The organism is Anabaena sp. AL93, assembly GCF_001672085.1.
GTDB classification, from domain to species: domain Bacteria; phylum Cyanobacteriota; class Cyanobacteriia; order Cyanobacteriales; family Nostocaceae; genus Dolichospermum; species Dolichospermum heterosporum.
Map to the genome: position 1 here is coordinate 26,414 of NZ_LJOU01000035.1, position 23,241 is coordinate 49,654.

The 23,241-nt window shown below is 38.0% G+C and carries 24 protein-coding genes; 11 read left to right on the plus strand and 13 right to left on the minus strand.

Annotation, left to right across the window (positions count from 1 at the left end):
* Window positions 1–132 precede the first annotated feature (132 nt).
* The 3 genes from AN486_RS11070 (at window position 133) to AN486_RS11080 (ending at window position 2,533) form a co-directional block, all read left to right on the plus strand.
* On the plus strand, window positions 133–336 hold the full coding sequence (locus tag AN486_RS11070) for a cyanobactin biosynthesis system PatB/AcyB/McaB family protein (protein ID WP_039204671.1): 204 nt from the start codon (window positions 133–135) through the stop codon (window positions 334–336).
* Window positions 337–350: 14 nt separating this feature from the next.
* Entirely contained in the window at window positions 351–539 is a 189-nt protein-coding gene (locus tag AN486_RS11075; RefSeq protein ID WP_290600654.1) for a cyanobactin biosynthesis PatC/TenC/TruC family protein, read from the plus strand.
* Between the two features lie 536 nt (window positions 540–1,075).
* Window positions 1,076–2,533, plus strand: coding sequence for an ammonium transporter (locus AN486_RS11080; RefSeq protein WP_290600656.1), 1,458 nt, complete (start codon window positions 1,076–1,078; stop codon window positions 2,531–2,533).
* 206 nt (window positions 2,534–2,739) lie between these two features.
* Here the strand turns inward: AN486_RS11080 and AN486_RS11085 are convergent, their stop codons facing one another.
* Window positions 2,740–4,245 carry a pitrilysin family protein gene (locus tag AN486_RS11085; protein ID WP_290600658.1) on the minus strand — a complete coding sequence of 502 codons (1,506 nt, stop codon included), beginning with the start codon at window positions 4,243–4,245 and terminating at the stop codon, window positions 2,740–2,742.
* A 192-nt stretch (window positions 4,246–4,437) separates the two neighbouring features.
* A complete protein-coding gene (locus tag AN486_RS11090) occupies window positions 4,438–6,015 on the minus strand; it encodes a pitrilysin family protein (RefSeq protein WP_199924436.1) in 1,578 nt (525 codons plus the stop codon).
* Window positions 6,016–6,165: 150 nt separating this feature from the next.
* Here AN486_RS11090 and AN486_RS11095 point away from each other — a divergent pair, with 150 nt between their 5' ends.
* Window positions 6,166–6,780 (plus strand): TetR/AcrR family transcriptional regulator, encoded by a 615-nt coding sequence (locus AN486_RS11095; RefSeq protein WP_053539207.1) that lies wholly within the window; start codon window positions 6,166–6,168, stop codon window positions 6,778–6,780.
* Between the two features lie 171 nt (window positions 6,781–6,951).
* Here AN486_RS11095 and AN486_RS11100 read toward each other — a convergent pair whose 3' ends face one another.
* The 7 genes from AN486_RS11100 to AN486_RS11130 all read right to left on the minus strand — a co-directional run bounded on the left by AN486_RS11100 (window position 6,952) and on the right by AN486_RS11130 (window position 12,288).
* Entirely contained in the window at window positions 6,952–7,392 is a 441-nt protein-coding gene (locus AN486_RS11100) for a DUF4332 domain-containing protein (RefSeq protein ID WP_039204813.1), read from the minus strand.
* A gap of 306 nt (window positions 7,393–7,698) precedes the next feature.
* Window positions 7,699–8,499, minus strand: a complete 801-nt coding sequence (locus AN486_RS11105) for a PhzF family phenazine biosynthesis protein (protein WP_053539206.1) — start codon at window positions 8,497–8,499, stop codon at window positions 7,699–7,701.
* A 29-nt stretch (window positions 8,500–8,528) separates the two neighbouring features.
* Window positions 8,529–9,098 (minus strand): DUF2887 domain-containing protein, encoded by a 570-nt coding sequence (locus AN486_RS11110; protein ID WP_261340156.1) that lies wholly within the window; start codon window positions 9,096–9,098, stop codon window positions 8,529–8,531.
* A 145-nt stretch (window positions 9,099–9,243) separates the two neighbouring features.
* Window positions 9,244–9,567, minus strand: a complete 324-nt coding sequence (locus AN486_RS11115; RefSeq protein ID WP_234413380.1) for an Rpn family recombination-promoting nuclease/putative transposase — start codon at window positions 9,565–9,567, stop codon at window positions 9,244–9,246.
* A gap of 3 nt (window positions 9,568–9,570) precedes the next feature.
* Window positions 9,571–10,395, minus strand: coding sequence for a DUF2887 domain-containing protein (locus tag AN486_RS11120; protein WP_290600666.1), 825 nt, complete (start codon window positions 10,393–10,395; stop codon window positions 9,571–9,573).
* Window positions 10,395–12,017 carry a radical SAM protein gene (locus AN486_RS11125; protein WP_290600668.1) on the minus strand — a complete coding sequence of 541 codons (1,623 nt, stop codon included), beginning with the start codon at window positions 12,015–12,017 and terminating at the stop codon, window positions 10,395–10,397. Before AN486_RS11125 ends, AN486_RS11120 begins: the two co-directional genes overlap by 1 nt.
* Before the next feature lie 16 nt (window positions 12,018–12,033).
* Window positions 12,034–12,288 carry a SemiSWEET transporter gene (locus tag AN486_RS11130; protein WP_027404936.1) on the minus strand — a complete coding sequence of 85 codons (255 nt, stop codon included), beginning with the start codon at window positions 12,286–12,288 and terminating at the stop codon, window positions 12,034–12,036.
* A 930-nt stretch (window positions 12,289–13,218) separates the two neighbouring features.
* Between AN486_RS11130 and AN486_RS11135 the strand changes: the two genes are divergently transcribed.
* Both AN486_RS11135 and AN486_RS11140 read left to right on the plus strand, forming a co-directional pair.
* Entirely contained in the window at window positions 13,219–13,980 is a 762-nt protein-coding gene (locus AN486_RS11135) for an ABC transporter ATP-binding protein (RefSeq protein WP_039204811.1), read from the plus strand.
* Between the two features lie 89 nt (window positions 13,981–14,069).
* A complete protein-coding gene (locus AN486_RS11140) occupies window positions 14,070–14,537 on the plus strand; it encodes a DUF29 domain-containing protein (RefSeq protein ID WP_027404938.1) in 468 nt (155 codons plus the stop codon).
* A gap of 68 nt (window positions 14,538–14,605) precedes the next feature.
* On the opposite strand, the gene AN486_RS11145 is transcribed toward AN486_RS11140, so the two are convergent.
* Window positions 14,606–15,841, minus strand: a complete 1,236-nt coding sequence (locus AN486_RS11145) for an LL-diaminopimelate aminotransferase (RefSeq protein ID WP_053539203.1) — start codon at window positions 15,839–15,841, stop codon at window positions 14,606–14,608.
* Window positions 15,842–15,960: 119 nt separating this feature from the next.
* Here AN486_RS11145 and AN486_RS11150 point away from each other — a divergent pair, with 119 nt between their 5' ends.
* Together AN486_RS11150 and AN486_RS11155 are read left to right on the plus strand one after the other, a co-directional pair.
* Window positions 15,961–16,338 (plus strand): nucleotidyltransferase domain-containing protein, encoded by a 378-nt coding sequence (locus AN486_RS11150; protein WP_168637017.1) that lies wholly within the window; start codon window positions 15,961–15,963, stop codon window positions 16,336–16,338.
* The gene (locus tag AN486_RS11155) at window positions 16,335–16,517 is read left to right on the plus strand and encodes a hypothetical protein (RefSeq protein ID WP_190382081.1); all 183 of its coding nucleotides are present in this window, start codon (window positions 16,335–16,337) and stop codon (window positions 16,515–16,517) included. Before AN486_RS11150 ends, AN486_RS11155 begins: the two co-directional genes overlap by 4 nt.
* A 120-nt stretch (window positions 16,518–16,637) precedes the next feature.
* Here the strand turns inward: AN486_RS11155 and AN486_RS11160 are convergent, their stop codons facing one another.
* Window positions 16,638–17,204: a thioredoxin family protein gene (locus AN486_RS11160; RefSeq protein ID WP_190382080.1), complete on the minus strand. Its 567-nt coding sequence runs from the start codon at window positions 17,202–17,204 to the stop codon at window positions 16,638–16,640.
* Between the two features lie 60 nt (window positions 17,205–17,264).
* On the opposite strand from AN486_RS11160, the gene AN486_RS11165 reads away from it, so the two are divergent.
* Both AN486_RS11165 and AN486_RS11170 read left to right on the plus strand, forming a co-directional pair.
* Complete coding sequence (locus AN486_RS11165) at window positions 17,265–17,669, plus strand: NIL domain-containing protein (RefSeq protein ID WP_027404943.1); 405 nt, start codon at window positions 17,265–17,267, stop codon at window positions 17,667–17,669.
* A 265-nt stretch (window positions 17,670–17,934) separates the two neighbouring features.
* The gene (locus AN486_RS11170; protein ID WP_290600676.1) at window positions 17,935–18,936 is read left to right on the plus strand and encodes a CHAD domain-containing protein; all 1,002 of its coding nucleotides are present in this window, start codon (window positions 17,935–17,937) and stop codon (window positions 18,934–18,936) included.
* Between the two features lie 93 nt (window positions 18,937–19,029).
* Here the strand turns inward: AN486_RS11170 and AN486_RS11175 are convergent, their stop codons facing one another.
* Window positions 19,030–19,803, minus strand: a complete 774-nt coding sequence (locus AN486_RS11175; RefSeq protein ID WP_053539199.1) for an HIRAN domain-containing protein — start codon at window positions 19,801–19,803, stop codon at window positions 19,030–19,032.
* Window positions 19,800–20,729, minus strand: coding sequence for a HipA-like protein (locus tag AN486_RS11180; RefSeq protein ID WP_199924435.1), 930 nt, complete (start codon window positions 20,727–20,729; stop codon window positions 19,800–19,802). The genes AN486_RS11175 and AN486_RS11180 overlap by 4 nt, the downstream gene beginning before the upstream one ends.
* A 372-nt stretch (window positions 20,730–21,101) precedes the next feature.
* Between AN486_RS11180 and AN486_RS11185 the strand changes: the two genes are divergently transcribed.
* Window positions 21,102–23,210 carry a S8 family serine peptidase gene (locus tag AN486_RS11185; RefSeq protein WP_290600680.1) on the plus strand — a complete coding sequence of 703 codons (2,109 nt, stop codon included), beginning with the start codon at window positions 21,102–21,104 and terminating at the stop codon, window positions 23,208–23,210.
* Window positions 23,211–23,241: the final 31 nt, after the last annotated feature.

The following is a 23,241-nucleotide window of genomic DNA, read 5'->3' on the forward strand; positions in this document are numbered from 1 at the left end:
TTGGTGTTCCCTTAATAGAAGGCAGAGCCTTCTAGAATTCATTCCCATACGGAGTATGGGAACGAGAAATCATGTTGAGTTTTTTAATGTTGGGTAACATACGTCAACCCAACCTACAATCTAAAATTGATTATGAGATTACCCAAACTTTCCCCTCCGGTAAAAAGACCAGATATTATTTATCCTCATCGGTCTGTTGATGTCATTCATGGTAGAGTTGAGGACTTAGTTAGCATTCGTATGGATTTATTACATGGTGCTAATTATAATGACCCCGCTGCATTTCAAAATCGTAGTTATCAGCAAATTAAATCTTCTTGTAGTTGCATGATTTAGGAGTTATCAATATTATGAGTAAACAAAAGAAAACCCCCGCAAATTCGAGTCAACCAGAACCTAAACCACCAGCAGAAATTGAACGTAAATTATTATCTACTGGTTTGGAAGATTATGGTTTTTGGTCACAGGAAATGGCTAGACAAAAAGCCCAACAAACTGAACCTGATAAACCTTTCCGTCGTGGTCGCATTTGGTGTTAGTTGGTGCGGTTTTCAGATCCCCGACTTCTTTGAGAAGTCGGGGATCTAATTTTTTAATTTTTTAAAGAAGTATATCTTTACGTAATAAATATCAGATTTTTATATGCGAAGGATGTTCAATGGACATCTCCAGAAATTAAATATGCGTATCCTAGAACCCTTGTAGAGACATTCCATGGGTAGGGATTCTCGGCTCTACATTCTTTTCTGGAGATGTCTAATAGTGATTATAAATCCTGAACCATAGTAAATACTTATAGTATGGTGTGCAGTAATCTTATGTACTAAGTAATTGAACAAAATTAATTACACAAAAATCTGGGCTGAAATCCTTAACTGGCGAAGAATTGGTAAATCATCAATGTATAATTAATTTTATCGCGGTACTTATTGCAGAGTGAATAATTCACATAACCACAAAGAAAATGTACTCTTTAATACAGAATGTTTTTTTAATCAAATATAAAGTCAGCTAATTCTATTCAGCAAACATCAAGAGATCGGGAATTACTGAGTCAGCAATAAGAATAACAACCATGAATAAACGTATTCGTCCTTTATATCGTCTTTTAGCCCTAGCTATAGGTGCAATGGTTTTGGCAATTTTTGCCCCCACAGTTGTCCAAGCTGCAGATCCTGTGACACTGGAATCCTTAAATGCCACAACCCAGCAATTACAAATTTCCATTGATACTACCTGGGTACTACTCACAGGCTTTTTAGTATTTTTCATGCAGACTGGATTTTCCATGTTAGAGGCAGGTTTGCTGCGCCGAAGAGGTGTAGTTAATGCCCTATTAGAAAACTTTATTGATGCGGCTGTCACCATTCTCATCTGGTGGGGTGTGGGCTTTGGCATCGCTTTTGGTACAAGTGCTGGTGGGTTTATTGGTACAGACACTTTTTTCTTAAGTCAATTACCAGTTAACGGTACTTTTACTAATGGTGGTGTACCAGGAATAGCTTCAGGACTCAATGCTTATACTTTGTTCTTCTTTCAGTTTGCTTTTGCGGCTACTGCCAGTACAATTACTACTGGGGCAATGGCTGGGAGAACAGACTTTATCGGTGATTTAATCTACAGCGCTGTCATGGCTGCATTCAGCTATCCCGTGATTGTGCATTGGGTATGGAACTCCAGTGGCTGGTTATCGAAAATTGGTTTTCATGATTTTGCTGGTAGTACAGTGGTTCATACCGTTGGTGGTTGGACAGCTTTAGTTGGTGCTTTTTTACTTGGTCCACGCCCTGGACGAACTCCTTGGGGGCAGATTCCTCCAGCCCATAACTTAGGTTTGGCAGCTTTGGGAACTATGATTCTCTGGTTTGGCTGGTATGGCTTTAACCCCGGTTCAACCCTCGGTACTGGTAATCCTGGCTTAATTGGTTTAATCACCCTGAATACGTCCCTGGGGGCTGGTGCTGGGGCCTTAGCGGCGCTGTTTTATCAATATAGTCGTTCACGTAAATGGGATTTAGTCTATTGTCTGAATGGTTCTTTGGCAGGTTTGGTAGGTATTACCGCTGGTTGTGCTTTTATAGCACCTTGGGCGGCGGTTGTGATTGGCTTAACTGGGGGAATTTTAGTAGTTTCAGGAATTGATATTATTGAATCATGTAAAATTGATGATCCTGCGGGAGCATTTGCTGTTCATGGTATTAATGGCATGATGGGTACACTTGCAGTTGGTTTTTTAGGTCAACCAGAACTGACTTTGAATAAAAAAGCTGGATTTTTATTAGGTGGTGGTTTTGATTTGCTGGGTGTGCAGATTTTGGGCGTAGTCGCAGTATCAGTTTTCACTATTGGTTTTGCCTTTTTAATGTTTACTGGACTCAATGCTATTGGTAAGCTGCGTGTTAATCCTGAAGCTGATAAGGTGGGGATTGATAACTATGAACATGGTGCAACTGTCTGGCCTGATATTTATGCTGTTGAGGAGTTTGTAGAGCAGGAAAAAAGTTACTCCAAAAATCCTCAAGTAAGTCCGTAGGGTTTGCGGAATCAGTTGTTGGTGGGTTAGGTGCAAGCTAACCTACCCTCCGGCTAACACAAAAACACCAACCGGAAAAAGTGATTTTATGGTGTTGACAAAAAATTTTCAGTGTGTTATCATACAATTGATGAGGAAGAACTATTTTAAATTAATAACCAGATCCCCGACTTCTTTAAGAAGTCGGGGATCTAAATTAAATTCTATTAATTCTTAGCTGCTGGTTGAGTGCCTGTAATGGTAATATCTATGGTAGTGACTTTGGCGGCTAAATTGGTTAAGGGTTGTTTCATATCAGATTGGTTTCCGACTACTAAGGTGACTAAGTTTTCTGGTTTTAAGTATTTCTGCGCTACTCGTTTCACGTCTGCGGTTGTGGTGGTAGTGATGGCTTTTTGATAACGAAATAGGAAATCGGCGGGATAACCATAATATTCGTATCGCATTAATCTGGATAATGTTTGGCTAGGATCTTGAAAGTTGAAGACAAAGGAGTTTAAGGTGGAGTCTTTGGCTTTATTTAATTCTTGGACTGTGATATTTGCGGTTTGTAGCCGTTTAATTTCTGTTTCCAGGGATTTGATAAACTGAACTGTGGTTTCTGTGCGGGTTTGTCCTCCAGCGACGAATGTTCCTGGATAGTCAAACCGGGGACTCCACATACCATAGACAGAATAAGCTAAACCTTGACGCGATCGCAATTCATTAAATAAACGTCCGCCAAAACTATTTAAAACGCCATTCATGACATCTAAGGCTGGATAATCGGGATTGTCGAATTTTCCGCCTAAATGACCAAGTAAGACGCTACTTTGGGTGAGTTGAGGTTGATTAACGAAATATACACCACCTAAGTTAGCTTGGGTGACTTGTGGTAATGGGGTTTTGGCAATTTGCGGATTTGGTTTCCAGTCACCTAATTTGGCTTGTATGAGCGATCGCATTTTTTGAGCATTAAAATCACCCACAATCCCTAAAATGATCTTATTGGGGTGAAAATACTGTTGATAAAATTTCAGCAAATCATCACGGGAAATTTTATCGAGAGTTGCATATTCAACTGTCCGGGCATAAGGACTTTCTTGCCCATAAATTAATTTTCTCAACTCTCGACTGGCAATACTATTAGGATTATCATTGCGTCGAGCAATACTACCGCGAATTTGAGTTTTATCCACATCCAACTTTTCCTGTGCAAAAGCCGGTTCTCGAAGTACCTCAGTAAATAGCCCAAACACCATGTCTACATCTTCAGTCAAGGCTTCAAAACTAGCACTGCCAGCAGCTTCACCCATATCTGTTTCCACAGAGGCAGCCCGTTGTTCTAGAATTTCATTTAATTCATCTGCGGAATGTTTTTGAGTGCCACCACTTCGCAATGTAGAACCCACCAAAGAAGCTAAACCTGCCTTTTCCGCTTGTTCCCAACGGCTACCTGTTCTGATTAGTGCTGTACCACTTACCAAGGGTAGTTCATGATCTTCCATCAAATAAACTACTAAACCATTTTTTAGGACATACCTTTCATACTTGGGTAATTTAATTGCTGATACTGGCGGAAATTGTAATTCATTGTAATGCTTTGCTGTGGTTGCTGCCCAAGAAAAATTCAAATTTACGAGCAAACAAGCAACAATGATCACCAATGTAAAAACAAATCTTTGTCCCTTAGAAAAGTGGAATTTTTTGCTTTTCAAATCAAACCTCAACATATCTATCTTCAAATTTGGATCAGGATTTATGGCTAACGCCGCGCTTCGCTATCAAGATTAAAGGATTGACAGGATTAATCTTTAATCCTGTTTGAATTTTGGATTTCTAGCACAGCATGGCGCAAGTAAACCCACTATTCTTAATCGCCAAAAATCTTGCTCAATATTACTTTTGACTTATGCCTTGTGGTACTATCCTGGTTGTTTGGATAACAACTTGCCAACTATGCGATTTTCTGGTATAAATGTGGCTTGGGCTACTCTTTGAATATCTTCAGGAGTAACAGCGGCAATTTTCTCTAATTGCTGAAATAAATTGCGCCAAGAACCGGTTTTAACTTCATATTCTAACAACTGTGCTGCCATGCCGGAATTAGAATCAAGGCTGCGTAACAAACCGGCTCTGGCTTGGGTTTTTAGTCGTGCCAATTCCACCGCAGATACAGGTTCAGTTTTCAATTTATCAATTTCTTGGCGTAAGGCGATCGCTACTTCATCTACTGTTTTCCCTGGAGACGTGAGAGCATAAAAGAAGATCAGATTAGGATATTTATCTCCTGGAAAGCCACTAGAACCTTGAGCATTTAGAGCTAAACTTTGTTTTTCTACTAAAGACTTATAAAGTCTTGATGTTCTCCCGTCACTCAATAAACTGCCAATTATTTCATAAACTGCATTATCAGGATGAGTAACAGCCGGACGATGATAACCTTCTAAATACCAAGGTTGAGTAGCTAATTCTAAAGTAACTTCCCTGGTGGCGGTTTGCTGGGGTTCTACGGGTAGTTTTTGTTGGGGTTTAGGTTTAGCTTGATAACGTCCAAAATAAGTTTGTGCCAGTTTTTTGACTTCAGCGGGATTGACATCGCCGACAATCGCAATTGTTAAATTACTGGGAGCATAATAAGCATCAAAAAACTTCTTAACATTCTCTGGTGTTAAGTTGCGAATATCTTGATCATAACCAATTACTGGTCGGCGATAAGGATGAACTTTGAAAGCCGCATCTATGAATTTTTCTACCATCTGACCGATAGGAGAATTTTCGACTCGTAAGCGTCTTTCTTCCAAAATTACTTCTTTTTCTTTATAGAATTCTCGAAATACAGGATCTAAAAACCGATCTGATTCCAAGGACATCCATAGTTCTAATTTATTCGATGGAAAGCTATAAAAATAGCGAGTAGCTTCGGAAGAAGTATTAGCATTTAAACCCACACCTCCAGCTTGTTCAACTATTTGCCCCATTTCGTTTTGTTTAACTAATTTCAGGGCTTGAGATTCTACTGATTTAAATTCAGTTTCTAACCCGACTATTTCAGCTTTTTTTTCGCTGGTTTTTGCGGTTTTGATTTGGTTATCTAAATTTTCTAACTTGGCTAAAAGTGGTGCTTCGGCTTGATAGTCTGTAGTGCCGATGCGCTTTGTGCCTTTAAATGCTAGATGTTCGAGAAAGTGGGCTACCCCTGTTTGTCCATCTGGTTCATCAATGCCACCGACATCAGCATAGGTGAGAAAGGAAACTACTGGGGCTTGATGTCTTTCTAAAACGATGAATTTTAGCCCATTATCCAGGCGAAATTCAGTGAGACGATTAATTACTTGTTCTAGGTAAGGTTGAATGGAACTTTGGGATTTTTGCAGGGCTAAAGCTGTTTCCGGTATCCATCCCCCACTAAATACTATTAACGCCAAAATGGTGGCTAATAGACGACGGAATGGGAATTTTTTAACGTTACCCATGAAGAAATTTAAAATTGTCTGGTGCATAAGCAAAAGTTAAAGTAAATTTACATTACTTGAGAAATAGACTACTTAACAAAAAGAGAGTTATCTTCTATTAAGCTTTTTGTATTTTTAGCATTTGGTGTTGCACAATAGGGCTACGAATCTTGTTTTAAAGATATCAAAATAACTACTATGCGGATTTTTAGTTCTCCTCCATCATCAGAAACGCAGACGCGCGGACGTATTTTGCAAGCAGCACAGCGGTTATTTGCAGCCAAAGGGTTCGAGGGAACTACAACCCGTGATTTAGCACAAACCGCAGGGGTAGCTGAAGGAACTCTCTTTCGTCATTTTGCCAATAAAAAAGCAATTTTGGTGGAAGTGGCCACTAGCGGTTGGGTGGATATTCTCACAGATTTACTGACAGAACTTAGCGAAATGGGTAGCTATAAGGCGATCGCTCAAGTTATGCGGCGACGGATGTGGAATTTACAAAAAAACGCCGATATTATGCGCGTTTGCTTCATGGAAGTGCAATTTCATCCAGATTTGCGCGATCGCATTCAAACAGAAGTTATTGATAAAATGACAGATGTTGCTGAAGCATTTTTTCAAACTGCAATAGATAAAGGCATCTATCGTCAGATGGATGCCAAACTTGGAGCTAAAGTTTTTTTAGGTTTATTTGCGATCGCCGGTTTCTCTGATCATACCCTCATAGACCCCAACGCCTCCCCCCAAGAAATGCAAAAAATGGCGGAGGGGTTAGCGGATATCTTTCTTAACGGTGTCCTAGCAAAGGAATAGGTGACAGGTAACAGGTGACAGGTAACAGGTGACAGGTAACAGGTGACAGGTGACAGGTGACAGGTGACAGTTAAGAAGAAAAAAGGGAATGGACAAAAATTTTACTATTCACTACCCACTACCCACTACCCACTACCCACTACCCACTACTCACTCACCACTGACAACTGACTAATTACCCATTGCTTGCGCTTGATGACTCCACTGTTGTACTAATTCAACTGCTGGACACAAATCCCGGTTATGCAATGTCGCTACTTGCAAGCGCATAACTTGTCTATGCAATCTGTGAGTAGGAGTTTGGGCTAGTTGAGCTATGGAAATAACCCCAGAGTGAAGTAATACACCGCAATATTGAGTTCCTACACTGGGAACACGGGCTAAACCTGCTAAAACTACCCATTTATTCACAGAATGGATATTTACCTGTAATTTACCTGCTAATACTATTCTCTCTTCTGGAGTTTTTCCTCTTTTGATTAGTTCTTCTGTGGTATTAATGCCACAATTTTTGAGTTGAGCTTGATCTTCTGCACTCAATCCTGGTAAGTCTTTAACGGGCCAATCGGATTTTTGAAGTAAATTTCTATTAGTTGCACGGTTAGTGGTCATTTTTGGAGTTTTTAGTATGGGTTAATTTTATGTAAAAATTCAGGATTTACTGGGATTTTATTTTCTGAATTTTAACACTCTTATCAAATCGCCATCCCTCTTTAGGAATGTATTACTAACATTATCACCTATAAAAAATGGACCCTCCAATGTATTTACTGCTCAACTTCCTACATTAAAGGAGGTTTACAGTCAATAATGCCCGATAAGTGTCATCTTAAATATAAAAATTTAATTACAAATATTAACTTAATTCTTGTCTAAAGATCCCCGACTTCTCTAAGAAGTCGGGGATCTGATATATTCTTAACCTAAAGTTAATTGTCCTTGCATTACTATTACAGCTTGTCCAGATAGAAAGACGCGGTTGGCTCCTGGATAGTACATTTTCACCACTCCACCGCGATTGGAAGCTTGATAAGCCAAAAATTCATCTTTTCCCAATTTATCCCGCCAAAAAGGTGCTAAACAACAATGTGCTGCACCTGTTACCGGATCTTCATCAATTCCTAACATGGGGGCAAAAAAGCGGGAGACAAAATCATATTCTGAACCAGAATCAGCAATGCTAGTAACGATAATATCCGCCTTTGTTAAGGTTTTCATCTGCTGGAAATTCGGCTGCATTTCTCTGACTAATTGCTCAGATTCTACTTCTACTAAATAGCCGAGAGAATTTTGGACAACAGATTTACAAGTTACTCCTAAAACTTGACTTAATTCTGGAGGTGATTCCGCAGATTGAGAGAGATTCACCGGAAAATCTAACTGAATCCAATCATTTTCTAGTTTAGCTATTAGTATACCACTTTTTGTATAAAAACGCGCCTCCTGATTTGGTAATAAATGCCCTTGTGACCATAATACATGAGCGCTGGCTAAGGTAGCGTGTCCACACAGGGGAACTTCTACCGTGGGAGTAAACCAGCGCAAATTAAACCCATCATCTTGTTTAACTAAAAAAGCGGTTTCTGATAAGTTCATTTCCTGGGCGATATTTTGCATCCATGCTTCAGATTGTGGACTATCTAAAACACATACAGCCGCAGGATTTCCTTTAAATGGAGTATTAGTGAAAGCGTCTACTTGAGTAATAATTTGATTCATTTTCAGTCAGAAGGTAGAAATCTCTAAATCTATAATTCTGTGTGGGATTTTAGCCATTGTTCTAAGTCATTAATATCTCCAAAATCTAATAATGCTTCTCCGAGGTCTTCTAGCTGTGCTATTGTCAAGCTGTTAATACTTTCGATATGGCGAGTAATCAATTTTCCAAACCGCTTAGATAACTGCCGCAGCAGTAAGATTTTTTCACCTTCTTGTCTACCTTCCTGTCTACCTTCTTGTCTACCTTCTTGTCTACCTTCTTGTTCACCTTCCTGCTTTGCTTCTTGATATACCCTTGTTTGCTTAATATCACTTACTAAAAACATGGCTTCTATCTCCTGACGGCTTAATTGGGAAAACTTTGACACTAAGACAGTTTCCAATAACTCTATAATACCTTGTCTTTCTCTCTCATTGCTAACTTCTGTTTTTGTTCTTGCCATCAAGTTTTGAACTAATTGTGGTGATTGGTTTTCTTTACTGACAATTAATTCAATTAACCCTACACCTATTGAACCTGATGGTATTTCATCTAAATAAATTCGTTTGATGCGACCACTATTGACTAATTCTTGTTGGTAATTAGTTAATCTTTCCACATCTAAGAGGTTGTTTGAAAACTTTTTCGTGTGGGATCTGACACCCGCAGATCCCCCTAAATCCCCCTTAAAAAGGGGGACTTTGAGGAATTTAGCCCCCCTTTGTAAGGGGGGTTGGGGGGATCTCGATTAATTCTGATACTTTTCAAACATCCTCTAAACTACGTTTAGCAAATAAAGCTACTGCCTGCCAGTCTTGTTCTGGTTTATATTGATTGAGATAAATATTTATCTCTGTGATTAATTCCCAGTAAAATTCTGGTTTATTTTGAAATTGTACTTCGACGAAATAGATGGGTTTTTCCTCACTATCTGGCATGAATATCCCATCAAATCGAAAAGCTTTTTCTTTGACTTCTACAGAAGTAAATTGATAACCTTCCGCATTTTCTGTGGGTTGTCCCAGTAGTTCAAATAATAGAGTATGGAAGGTGAGAAAGATTTGGTAGAATATTGTATCTGTGTGCATTATTTATGATTCTGTGTGGGATTTTAGCCATTGTTCTAAGTCGTTAATATCTCCAAAATCTAATAATGCTTCTCCCAGGTCTTCTAGCTGTGCTATTGTCAAGCTATTGATGCTTTTGATATACGCATCTCCTAATTTTCCAAATCTTTTAGACAACTGACGCAGGAGTAAGTTTTTCTCACCTTCCTCCTTTGCCTCTTGATATACCCTTGTTTGCTTAATATCACTTACTAAAAACATCGCTTCTATCTCCTGACGAGTTAATTGGGAAAACTTTGACATCAAAACACTTTCCAGTAATTCTATAATACCTTGTCTTTCACTATCATTGCTAACTTCTGTCTTTGTTCTTGTCATCAGGTTTTTAACCAATTCCTGTGATTGGTTTTCTTTACTGACAATTAATTCAATTAATCCCATCCCTATTGACCCTGATGCTATTTCATCTAAATAAATTCGTTTGATTCTTCCACTATTGACTAATTCCTGTTGATAATTAGTTAATTTTTCTACATCTAAACTCCGTTTAGCAAATAAGGCTACCGCTTGCCAATCTTGTTCTGGTTTATATTGATTGAGATAAATATTTATCTCTGTAATTAATTCCCAATAAAACTCTGGTTTGTTTTGAAATTGAACTTCTACAAAATAGATGGGTTTTTCTTCACTATCTGGCATGAATATTCCATCAAATCGAAAGGCTTTTTCTTTGACTTCTACAGAAGTAAATTGATAACCTTCCGCATTTTCTGTTGGCTGTCCCAGGAGTTCAAATAATAGAGTATGGAACGTGAGGAAGATTTGATAGAATATTGTATCTGTGTGCATTATTTATGATTTAATTCCAAGTTGGTAGCTTCTGCTAAATGCTTAATTAGTGTAGACTGAGGTAAGGGTCCATGTAAGTGATTCCAAGGTAAAATTTGCTCAGTTGACCAATTGCTGTGAACATAAAAATCTAAGTCGGGAATTTGTCCTTTCAGTTGTTTAAAAGCCCGTTTATAACTTCCCAAAGAGTCGCCAAAATCACGGGTTAATTCTAATAATGGAGAAAGTCGGCGATCGCCTCTCGACAACAAAGCCTGTATAATTGACCAATTATAGCTTTCTGGTCGAAACTCCATCCCTTGAGGTTTTATTTGCTTTTGTAACAATTGCAACCGCTTTTCTGCTTGCTTATTTACCCCAAACCATTGAAATGGTGTGTGTGATTTGGGGACAAAGGTACTACACCCCAGTGTTAACCGCAAACCAGGAGCAGCTTTTCTTACGCCTTCCATCATTTTTACAGTTGCGTCCACATCTTCTGCTTCTTCCCCAGGAATTCCCACCATTCCATAGAGTTTTAAACTAGATAAACCACCAGCTTTTGCATTGATAGCTGCTTGGATAATTTCATCATTATGTAATTTTTTATTGACAATTTTCCGAACTTTTTCCGAACCACTTTCCACCGCAATTGTCAATGATCTTGTATCTCGTTTTGCCAAAGTTTCGGCTAATTTAACTGTAACTGTATTGGTTCTTACAGAAGCCACACTCAACCGCACATCATCATATTTTGGTTGACCAATATAATCTAATAATTCTGTAAATTCTGGATGTTGAGTAACAGAAGCCCCCAACAAACCCAACCGACTTGTAACTTTTAAACCCCGTTCAATCCCAGGAATTAAAGAATTTTCCAAACTCGCAGTTCTAAAAGGCAACGTTAAATAACTAGCTAAACAAAAGCGGCACATTTCGGGACAACTCCGCACCACTTCCACCATATAAATATTTTCCCAAGCCGCTTTTTCTGTCACCACAGTAGAAGCAGAAAGAGTATTGCCTCGATAAGTTTGCTTTTGGATAATTGGGGGAATTTCCTCTGAAATCGGATTAATTGATTTTATTTCCCCATCTGGGGTAACATATTCTATTACATATAAACTAGGAATATAAATTCCCGGAACTTGGGCTAAAGTTTTTAACTGAGTTTCTCTATCAGCATTTCTGACTTTTTTATAAGTATCTATAAAATCGCCAAGCAGATTTTCACCATCTCCCAATAAAATCACATCGAAAAATTCGGCATAAGGTTCAGGATTCGCCGTCAAAACTGGTCCACCACCAAAAATTAAAGGATGATTTTGATTGCGAGAATTAGCCCGAATGGGAATTTCTAAAGATTCCAAAAGATTAAAAATATTCACATAATCTAATTCCCAAGACATAGAAAAACCTAATAATTCTGGATGTCTAGGAAGTTGTTCCCGAATATCAGTAAATAAGCGACTTACCTGCAAATCATCACGCATGGCCAAAGTCGCCCATACCACCTGATAACCCAGGCTAGTTATCCCCACAGTGTACTCATTGGGAAAGGCGAAAATTACGGGAATGGCATCGTGCTTGGGGGTTGCAGGGGTAAATAGAAGGCGTTCGCAGTCAAATACAGATGATGTCACAGCTTTTTTAGTAAGGTTATCTATATTTAATTTTAAGCCATAGAATAATCAAGTTAAAACATAATGTCACCCCATTAGCGAGAATAACGGGCAAAGCACCGAGAATAATCCCATAGACTAACCACAGAAACAAACCACTCATGAAGACTATCAGCATCACATAAGAAACATCTTTTGCTGATTTCGTGCGCCATATTTGGAACATTTGTGGTAAAAAAGCAATAGTAGTTAATGCCCCTGCAACTAAGCCTAAAATGGTGATAAAATCCATGTTCAATAATATATCCTGATTTTAAAGATTATACTCCATTAATTGCAGATATTTAGCTCAATAGTAGAAATTAAAAATTGAAAAAGTTTGTTAGATCATGTTATTTGAATCTTAGATCCGGAAAAAATATTATTTGTGAGTTATTGTTTTGATGATAATGTGGGCATTCTATGGGAACACCAAAAAATAAATTACCCAATTTTGTGGGATGGGCATCCTACCCGTCCTTGATGATTAGCGGGCAAGATGCCCGCACCACAAGAAATTTTTGGGTATTTTTTTAATTGGAAGTCCCTATAAGAATAAGTAGGTGAACACAATAAAACCAAACTGTGTAAAGAAACGTAAAATCGCCCAAACCCTCTTCACTCTTGCCTATTGCCTCTTGCCTTTTGCCTTGCCATAACGACAATTTTCAACGCCAACCTACTTAGTTATCAATTGCCATCTCTAATTGGCGAGGAATGGAAGATGAAACAATACACCCTTTTTTATCCCACATTCCGCACTTCATTGTGTATTAAGTAGGTGAACACAATAAAACCAAACTGTGTAAAGAAACGTAAAATCGCTGAAAACTTCTTTACTCTTGCCTCTTGCCTCTTGCCTTGCCATAACAACAATTTTCAACGCCAACCTACTTATCCATTAAAAAAGCTAAAAACCGAATAAAATGAATCCTTTGCTGACAAGCCTTTCAAGACTTAACGGGAAAAGTCAGAATTCTACATGATGCGATCGCCTAAACAGATCATATAAATATGTGTATGTGTAGACCCCGTAGTTGCCCTCATAATTAGAGGGTTAATGATTAATATCAATTCTACATGATGCGATCGCCCAAAAAATCCCATAATATATGTAGGGACGATCCCCCCGTGGTTCCCCTAATCTTTACTACAATTATATTTTACATAAGGATAAATCTTTGTGGATGATACTCTGACAATAACTAATGCAAATATTCCCCATGCACCAGAATTAGCAATTATTCGATTAGAGGATATTTTCAAAATTTATGGAATTGGGGAAATAGAAGTTAAGGCACTGAATAATGTAAATTTGGTGATCACACAAGGCGAATATTGTTCGATTATGGGACCCTCTGGTTCGGGCAAATCTACAGCTATGAATATTATCGGTTGTTTAGATCGTCCTAGTAGTGGAAATTATTATTTAGATAATTTGAATGTCGCGCAAATGAATGATACTGAATTGGCGCATATTCGCAATAGAAAACTCGGTTTTGTCTTTCAACAATTCCATTTATTAAATCAATTAACAGCCCTAGAAAATGTCATGCTGCCAATGGTATATGCTGGTGTTAAACCTGGGGAAAGAAAAGATCGGGCGACATCCGCATTAATCAAAGTTGGCTTAGAAAAACGTCTCAACAACAAACCTACCCAATTATCAGGGGGACAACAACAAAGAGTAGCGATCGCTCGTGCCATTGTCAACAATCCTGTTGTTCTCCTCGCAGACGAACCCACTGGCGCACTTGATTCTCATACTACCCAAGAAGTATTAGACTTGTTCAGTGAACTTAATAGCAGTGGTATTACCGTTGTTATTGTCACCCATGAATCAGAAGTTGCGCGACAAACTAAACGGATTGTTTGGTTTCGTGATGGTGAAGTTGTTCATTCTCATCTGACTCCCCATGAATTACATGAAGTTGTCACATCTTAAATACAGCAGGAGGGAAAAGATAAGAGTTTGATGGCTTAATTTTCTTACTTCACTAAATCAAAATTTGCACTGGGAGTAAATCTAAAAAGATGTCTAACACCCTATATGATAGCGATTTGCAATTATGGATTGAGCAAACAATTCAGCAGTTACAAAATCATGAATTTGAGTCGCTAGATATTCAGCATTTGATTGAGGAGTTAGTTGATTTGGGTAAATCGGAGAAGAATACGCTCAGAAGTAATCTCAAAATTTTATTGGCTCATTTACTCAAGTTAAAGATTCAACATGATGCACCTGATTCGATGAAGGGAAGTTGGTACAGTTCAGTTGTGGAACATCGTCAGCGGGTTCTGGATAATTTAGCCGATACTCCCTCTCTTAAAAGTTTCTTGGTTGAAGCTATAGAAAAAGCTTATCCCGACGCTCGTAAGTTAGCAATTAAAGAAGCTAAATTTGCCAAATTTGGGGTGCGGATACCGGAAGAAAGTGAATATCCTATCACCTTTCCTTTTTCGATTGAGCAAATTTTAAATGAGGACTTCTACGGATTGTAAATGACAGGAGAAGTTTCATTTCACAAAAGTAAGGTGGGAATTACCCACCATAAATTATTAAACTTGAATTACACCTTAAACTTAGCGGTGATTCGCTTCATGGCTTCTTCCACATTTTCCCGACTATTAAAGGCAGAAATGCGGAAATAACCCTCACCCGCAGCCCCAAAACCAGAACCAGGAGTTCCCACTACATTCACTGTTTCTAATAACTTATCGAAAAATTCCCAACTAGATAAACCATGAGGAGTTTGCACCCATACGTAAGGAGCATTTACACCACCATAAACATTTAAACCAGCATTTGTCAGTTCTTCACGAATGATTTTAGCATTGTCTAAATAGAAGTTTACCAAAGCTTTGATTTGTGTTTGTCCTGCTTCTGAATAAACCGCTTCTGCACCGCGTTGAATAATATAAGAAACGCCGTTAAATTTGGTAGACTGACGACGATTCCAGAGTTTCCAAAGTTCGACATTAGTACCGTCAGCAGCTTTAGCTGTGAGGTTTTTGGGAACAACAGTTAAAGCGCAACGAGTTCCGGTAAACCCAGCATTTTTGGAGAAAGAACGAAATTCAATAGCACAATCTCTCGCACCTTCGATTTCAAAAATAGAATGAGGTAAGGTAGGATCTGTAATAAATGCTTCGTAAGCAGCATCAAAGAAGATAATTGAACCGTTAGCTTTGGCATAATTTACCCAGGCTTGCAAGTGTTCTTTAGTTGCAGTTGCACCTGTAGGATTATTAGGAAAGCAAAGATAAATTAAATCAACTTTTTGGCTAGGAATTTCCGCTGTGAAATTATTTTCAGCGGTGACAGGTAAATAAACTAAACCACCATATTCGCCTTTTTCATTCGCGTCTCCCGTGTTACCTGCCATGACGTTGGTATCTACGTAAACGGGGTATACTGGGTCTGTAACGGCGATAATGTTATTTTTGCCAAAAATATCGAGAATGTTGCCAGAATCGCACTTAGAACCGTCGGAAATGAAGATTTCATCGGCTTCTATGGCTGCTCCCCGTGCCTGGAAGTCGTGGGTGGCGATTTTCTCCCTTAACCAAGCATAACCTTGTTCTGGTCCATATCCTTTAAAAGATGAGCGATCGCCCATATCTTCTACAGCTTTAATCATGGCTGTGCGACAAGCTTCTGGTAAGGGTTCAGTGACATCACCAATCCCCAAGCGAATGATTTTAGCATCAGGGTTAGCTTGGGCAAAAGCATTTACCCGTCGCGCAATTTCTGGAAACAGATAACCAGCTTTGAGTTTCAGGTAGTTGTCGTTAATTGTAGCCATAGTAAATTTTGAGAAAAAAGACAATCATACACTATCTTACTTTGAGTAATGTCTGATAGAGCAATTTTCCATAAAATCGAGTTATAATTATTTTAGAAAATTCCCGTATTTGAGAAACTATGAGTCTCATTAATGAAGCTACTAAACAACGAATTATCAAAGAGGTTTTAGAGGCTAGAAAAAATCGTCCTCAGTTTCTAGTTGCTATGCAAGAACGCCAAAAGCAAGGTTTAAAAATTGCTCGACAATGTGCCAAAATATTGAAAGAAAGATTTGGTGCAGAAAAAGTTGTCTTATTCGGTTCTTTATTGGATCATCAACAAATGAGTTGGCGTTCTGATATTGATTTAGCTGTTTGGGGTTTACCGGAAAAAGATTATTTTAAAGCAGTGGGTGTTCTTTTGGATATTGCTGAAGATTTTTCTCTTGATTTAATGGAAGCACAACACGCTAAACCTTATATTTTACCTGCAATTTCTCAAGGAATAGAGCTATGATTGCATTGAGGAGAAAAATTGCTGAAGAACTAATCAAGCTTGAAGAATTGGTGAATAGAGTTAATGGATTATTATTAATTCAGCAAAATGATGATCCTAAATCAGGGTTTTTATTGTCTGAATCAGGATTTCCAGGATTAGATGATTTTCAGGATTTTTATTTGAAGGTTAATCAATAATACTAATATGATCTGATCATAAATAATAATTAAAAAACTTCATCCTGTACATCCTTAAATCTTGAAAATCCTGATTCTGACAAATAATAAATTAATAACTTTTTACCAATCCCCAATTACCTAATTTACGACTTGATTACTATGACTGCGAGGATCATCTTGATTACTATCTGTGGCGACTCGTGCAGAAAATTGCGAGGTTTTGCCATTACCTTGAATGTGGGGAAGGGTAGAACCGGCAATTAAGGCTTCTAAATTACTAGCCATAATGGTGCGGGGAATATCACCAATGGTTTCGGCGATGGTTTCCCCTTGTTTACCCAAAAATATAAAGTGGGGAATGCCATCTACCCGATATTTGAGCATTTCTGGCAACCATTTGGTATTATCAACATTCAACATGACAAAATTCAGGCTGTTATTGTACTTTTCTCTGAGTTTGGCCATGTCGGGAGTCATTTTCTGACAAACTGTACACCAATCGGCATAAAACTCGACGAGAGAAGGTTTTCCATTGCTGACAGCTACTTCTAAGGGAATAGCAGTTTTACCCAATTCCGCCAGGGAAACTGAGGTAGAATCAGTTTTAAGTCCCAGGAAGAGGGCAACTCCCAAAGCGATCGCTACAATGGCAATTAAGAAGTTTTTGATGCGGTTACTAGAATTTACAGGGGCTTGGGTACTCATAATCAATTTATTAAGACTTATTAACTTAGTTCATCATCTAGTTTACTGTTTTCTAACATAATGAAAAAAAGAGTTACCCTGACTTTTCCCAAACGGGCGATTCAAATGCCTGTTACCTACCGACTAGCAAAGGATTTTAATGTCGCTGCGAATATTATCCGCGCCCAAGTTGCGCCGAATCAAATTGGTAAACTGGTGGTAGAATTATTGGGAGACATTGATCAGTTAGATGCAGCAATTGAATGGATGCGATCGCAACATATTCATGTTTCCCTGGGTTTAGGTGAAATAGTTATTGATGAGGATGTATGTGTTCACTGCGGTTTATGTACGGGAGTTTGTCCCACTGAAGCCCTAGCTATTAATCCAGAGACATATAAACTCACCTTTGTGCGATCGCGCTGCATAGTCTGTGAACAATGTATTCCTACCTGTCCCGTACAAGCTATTTCCACTAATCTTTAAACAACAATTAAGTATTAATTCAAGTTGTGAATTATCTACTTGAGGCTGGTAATTGGTAATAAAATTCCTGGTTTCATCCTGTTCATCCTTTAATCCTGGACATCCTGTTCGCGTAGCGTGGCGTTAGCCATTTCTGACAATGTTCATCCTTTAATCCTGGATATTGGTAATAAAATTCCTGGTTTCATCCTGTTCATCCTTTAATCCTGGACATCCTGATTCAGACAATGTTCATCCCTTAATTCTGGACATCCTAATTCTGACAATGAAAATCTCCTCAGCAACATCAATCAAAACTCTCGGTGAAACTGCACACCAAGCCATTGAAAACCACTTGACAAAAACCATAAAATGGGAAAAAGCAGTTAAAAGAGACGAAGATCCAGAACCACTTCACCAAATGCGAGTGGGAATGCGACGGTTAAGAACTGCTGTGAGTAGATTTGAAAGATATTTATTTTTACCAAAATCAGTTAGTGATAAAAATATTGGTAAATTTGCCCGCATTTTAGGTAGTCTCCGAGATTTAGATGTCCTTGCAGAAATTCTCGAAAAGAATTACAAACCGCATTTACTTGAAAAAGAACAAAAATCTCTAGAAACAGCTTTTACAGAATTGCATAAACAACGAGAAATTGCCGTTTCTCATGTGCAGAATATATTTAAAGATGAAGTTTATAAATCTTTTAAAAATGAAGCTGAAAATTGGTTAAAAAATCCTAGTTATCGAAGTTTTTCATCTGTACCAATTTATCACATCTTACCAGATTTACTCTCACCAGAAGTGAGTGAATTTTGCTTACATCCAGGATGGCTAATTGGCACTAAAATTGTTAAATCAGAAATAGTAGTCCAAACAAAATGGACACCCAACCAATTAGAAGAACATCTGAAAACAGAAGGTAAAACTCTCCATGATTTGCGAAAACAAGCCAAGCGTCTCCGCTACCAAATGGAGTTATTTACTGAATTATATGGTGATTCTTTTTCTGCACATCTTCATGATATTAAAAATATCCAAGAAATCTTGGGAATGATCCAAGATAATATGGTTTTACATGAATGGTTAGAGAATATCTTCAAATCAGAAATGGATACTCAATTACGTGGGTTAACGACGCTACTAGCCGCAAATCGTTATCAATTGTGGCAAGAATGGCAACCACTACAACAACGTTATTTGCAAGCAGATACTAGATATAATTTGCATTTGGTGGTATTACAACCGACGTTGGTAAATCTTAAACAAGCTCTTGCCGATTCCTAATAGTATTAATATTTAGGGAGAGAATTGAGGGTGAGTACAATTGAGATAGTGTGTTATCCTTGGGCAAAAGTTTTGGGATAAATATAATCTAATTTAATAACCGCTTGCTGTTATGATATTATCAATCACCAGTGGTTGATATTCTGGACTAGAAAAAGGGCGAAAGTCATCTTTACACAAAGTAGTTATGTGACACAATAGGCGAAACTGAAGTGGTGTAGGTGGTAGATTTACACGCTCTACTTCCAGCCTGACTGAACTAGGGTCTTTCCAAATCAGATCAAAAACTTCACTTCGTAAGTAACGCGGACAATAACCTACAATATGATGATCTTCTGTGTTTAAAGTTAATGCTTTAGGATCATGAGGGTTTTGAAATTCATGAGCTAACCATAACTTTTCTGTTGACACAAAATGATTAATTCTTTCAATGGCACATTTAGGTAGGTGTCGTAGTCCGTGAGCAAAAAAGTGTAATTGATATTCTCCTTTTTCATCTGCTTCTGGACAGGGGAAAACAGCAAGACTATCTGTTTCTCGTTGTCCACCACTTCGGGCTAAAATTGCGAGGGGATCATCTTCTAGTTCTGAAATATTTAACCATTGCAGAAAATTAGCATAATCAGGACGGGAACGAGACATCAAACGATTAGAGAAAATTGGAAATAAATGGATTGATGTATATACTTTTTCTAAATCAGGAAATGAATATAAAGGTTCAAAACCACAGGTATTTTGTGCCTCTTTAACACTTTGGGTATACACAAATTTGTACTTTGTGCCATCATAAGTCAATCTACCAATTGTAAACCAAGAGCGACTATGGGTATCTTGCCAAGCTAAAAATAGTGTTTGAGGTGTTTTCACTCTAATAATTCCTTTAAATTAAGTAATCTATTTTGGTTCAATTCCAGAATCTTTTGTGCAAATTCGACTGCTATATTTGATATCCGCTTTTGTGGAATTCGGTTTAAAATTAAGAGAGTATCTGCTTTAGATATACGTTCAAGATGTTCTAGCCAAATCATAGCAGATTGGGGATAACGAAGCGCAGACCGATAAAATACATCAAGAGTTTTCAGTGGCTTTTTATCTTCTGCACTACTATAAAAAGCAGATTTGCACTTGTTGATATATGAATCCACCGAGCATTTTTGTCTCTTTTCGTCATATAGTTCCCGTCCTAAAGAAGATGCATGATCATAAGTTGGTGCTAAGTGTATAGTTTCTGTTATATTGGGTGTCAATTTACTTCTTACTAAACCCCAATTGTGATGGTGACGATCTCCATTACCAATCCAAGCATCTAACATGAGGTAGCCAACAAACACTTCTACAGCTTTCTGAATACCACTTGGTGCTGTCCAACCAATAGGGAGATTAATATGATCTGCTTCTAGCACTTTTAGCACAATATCTATTGTATGTTGTGAAACGCCATATTTTTCAAATGTGGGATAGTTCGGCACAATTGGAGTGAGAATTTCATTGCCATGAATTAGTGTCTCACCTTTTGACAAGAATGAAGGTGAAACTACACCAAGATTTCCTTCCCAAGTTTCTGCTAGATCATAAATAGCATGGGGTAATCCTAAAAGCTCACACAATTCAGATGCAACTTTTTCTGCCCAGTCCTGTCCGATATATTGTGATTTTATCTGTTTATATAAACAATAGTCAAGTTCTTTATGCTTAAACCAAAATTTTGTATTAGTTCCTATTACCTCATCATGAGAAAATTCATAATACTCTTGGACGACAAAAATAATAGGAAATTTTGGCTTAAATTCCATGAGATTATTAACAGTAGATATTATTTGGATTCAGTCTAGCCTGTTTATTAGTTTATTATGTCACATAGTAAGTAGGTAAACAAAATAAAAATGAGGGGTATTGCGTTTTGTAAAATGGCTGAAACTCAATCAGAATCTCGCATTGAGACAACTTTACATACCGTTATATACCTTTAAATTTTTCTGTTCACCTACTTATTTTATTATTCCAAGAATAGCCGCATCCCCAATGTATCATTTTTCCATCTCTCGACGAGAAATAGATTCCCATTAAAGACTGATACTCTCAAACTGAGATTCACATTTTCAGAGAATTTATGCACTAATATCTAGACACAAGCCAAATTAATTTTCCACCAATCCCCAATTCTTATGAGTGATAATATTAATCCTGCGAATTTTCCTGAATCAGATATAGCAAATAACAGCCAGTCACTAACCTTACAACGCGGTGGTGAAGAGTTAATGCTAGAAAAAACGCTTTATCGTTTTACTATCCGTCCAAATGTTAACTTTCCCCATGAAAAATTAACACAGATTCCTGGTAGCGTATGGCGGCGGAGTATTCCTCAAGCGAAACTAGAATTATATACGGTTTTTCCTAATCAGCTAGATGCGGTTATGTCTCAACTCCGTGCTGATGAAAATGTAGATTTTGTAAGTCATGTTTATACATTGGAAAATAATCCTGGAACTTTTGTTTATCTCAGTGACCAAATTACAATTCAATTTGCTACTTGGGTAGATAATACTAAAATTAATACTATTACCAGTACATTGAATTTAGTTCAAGATCAACCAGTAGTTGGCATCCCAAATACCTTTGTTTTTCTTGTTAGTAAACAATCCACACAAAATCCCGTTAAAATTACCAATTATTTACAAACATTGCCAGAAGTTTTAGCGGCTGAACCCAATATTCTCATTCAGCAAGAACCCCATTATAAACCCAAGGATTCTCTTTATTCCCAGCAATGGTATCTCAATCATAATAGTAGTAATCAATTGGTAGCTGGTTCGCATATTTCCGTAGAACAAGCTTGGGATACTACTCGTGGTGTGCGTTCTATAGTGGTGGCTGTAGTAGATGATTCCTTTGATTTAAAACATCCAGATTTTCAAGGTACAGGTAAAATTATTGCTCCTAGAGATCTAAAAGAAAATGATTTTTTACCCTTACCTGGAGAAAAAGAAACCAGTCATGGAACTGCTTGTGCAGGATTAGCTGTAGCTGAAGAAAATGGTTCGGGAATTGTGGGAGTTGCTCCTGGTTGTGCAATGATGCCCATTCGCACTACTGGTTTTTTAGATGATCAATCAATTGAGGATATTTTTGATTGGGCAGTAGAAAAAGGCGCGAGTGTAATTTCTTGTAGTTGGGGAGCTTCTGCTGTTTATTTCCCCCTTTCTATTCGGCAAAAAGCGGCTATTAACCGGGCTGCTACCAATGGACGCAAGGGGAAAGGATGTGTGATTGTTTTCGCAGCCGGAAATGCTAATCGTCCCATTAATGGGACTGTAAATGAACAGAATTGGCCGAAAAATATTGTCCAAGGTAAGACAAATTGGTTGAGCGGTTTTGCTGTTCATCCTGATGTGATGACTGTATCTGCATCTACTAGTTTGAATAAAAAGGCTGCTTATAGTAATTGGGGAGGTAATGTTTCTGTTTGCGCTCCTAGTAATAATGCTCCCCCAGGAATGTGGTTTCAAGAAACTGGTTTTGTGTATACACAACCGGCAATTGTTTCTTCTCTATTTGGATTGGGAGTATTTACAACAGATCAAATAGGTGCGGCTGGTTATGATGCTGGAAATTTTACTAAAAACTTTGGCGGTACTTCTAGTTCTACTCCCATTGTGGCAGGAGTAGCGGCTTTGGTATTATCAGCTAATCCTGATTTAACGGCTCAACAAGTTAAACGGATTCTGCAAGATACGGCTGATAAAATTGTGGATAATAACCCTGATCTTCAGTTGGGTGTGAGTGGGGGTACTTATGATAGTAATGGTCATAGTCAATGGTTTGGTTATGGCAAAGTCAATGCAGCTAAGGCTGTGAGACTAGCGCAGCAGATGGGTGTGGTTGCCAAAATTACGAATAAACAAATCCAGGTCAAAAATTCTCAGGTTGTGAATATTCCTGATAATAATAGACAGGGAATTAAAAGTACGATCGCTATTAATGAAGCTGTCAATGTCACAGATATCCAAGTTACCGTGAATATCACCCATGATTTTTTAGGAGATTTAGAAGTTTATTTAATTGCTCCTAATAATCAGCGGATATTATTACAAAGTCGCACATTAGGTCGTCGTAACCAATTACAAAATACTTACACAGTGCGATCGCATCCTGCCCTTAAACAATTACTTTCTTTACCCGCGAAAGGCAACTGGCAATTACAAGTTATTGACTACGCTACCCTAGATGTCGGCAAACTTAATAACTGGGAATTGGTAATTGGTTTCGGGAAGTGAGGGAGTAGGGGGAGTAGGGGGAGTAGGGGAG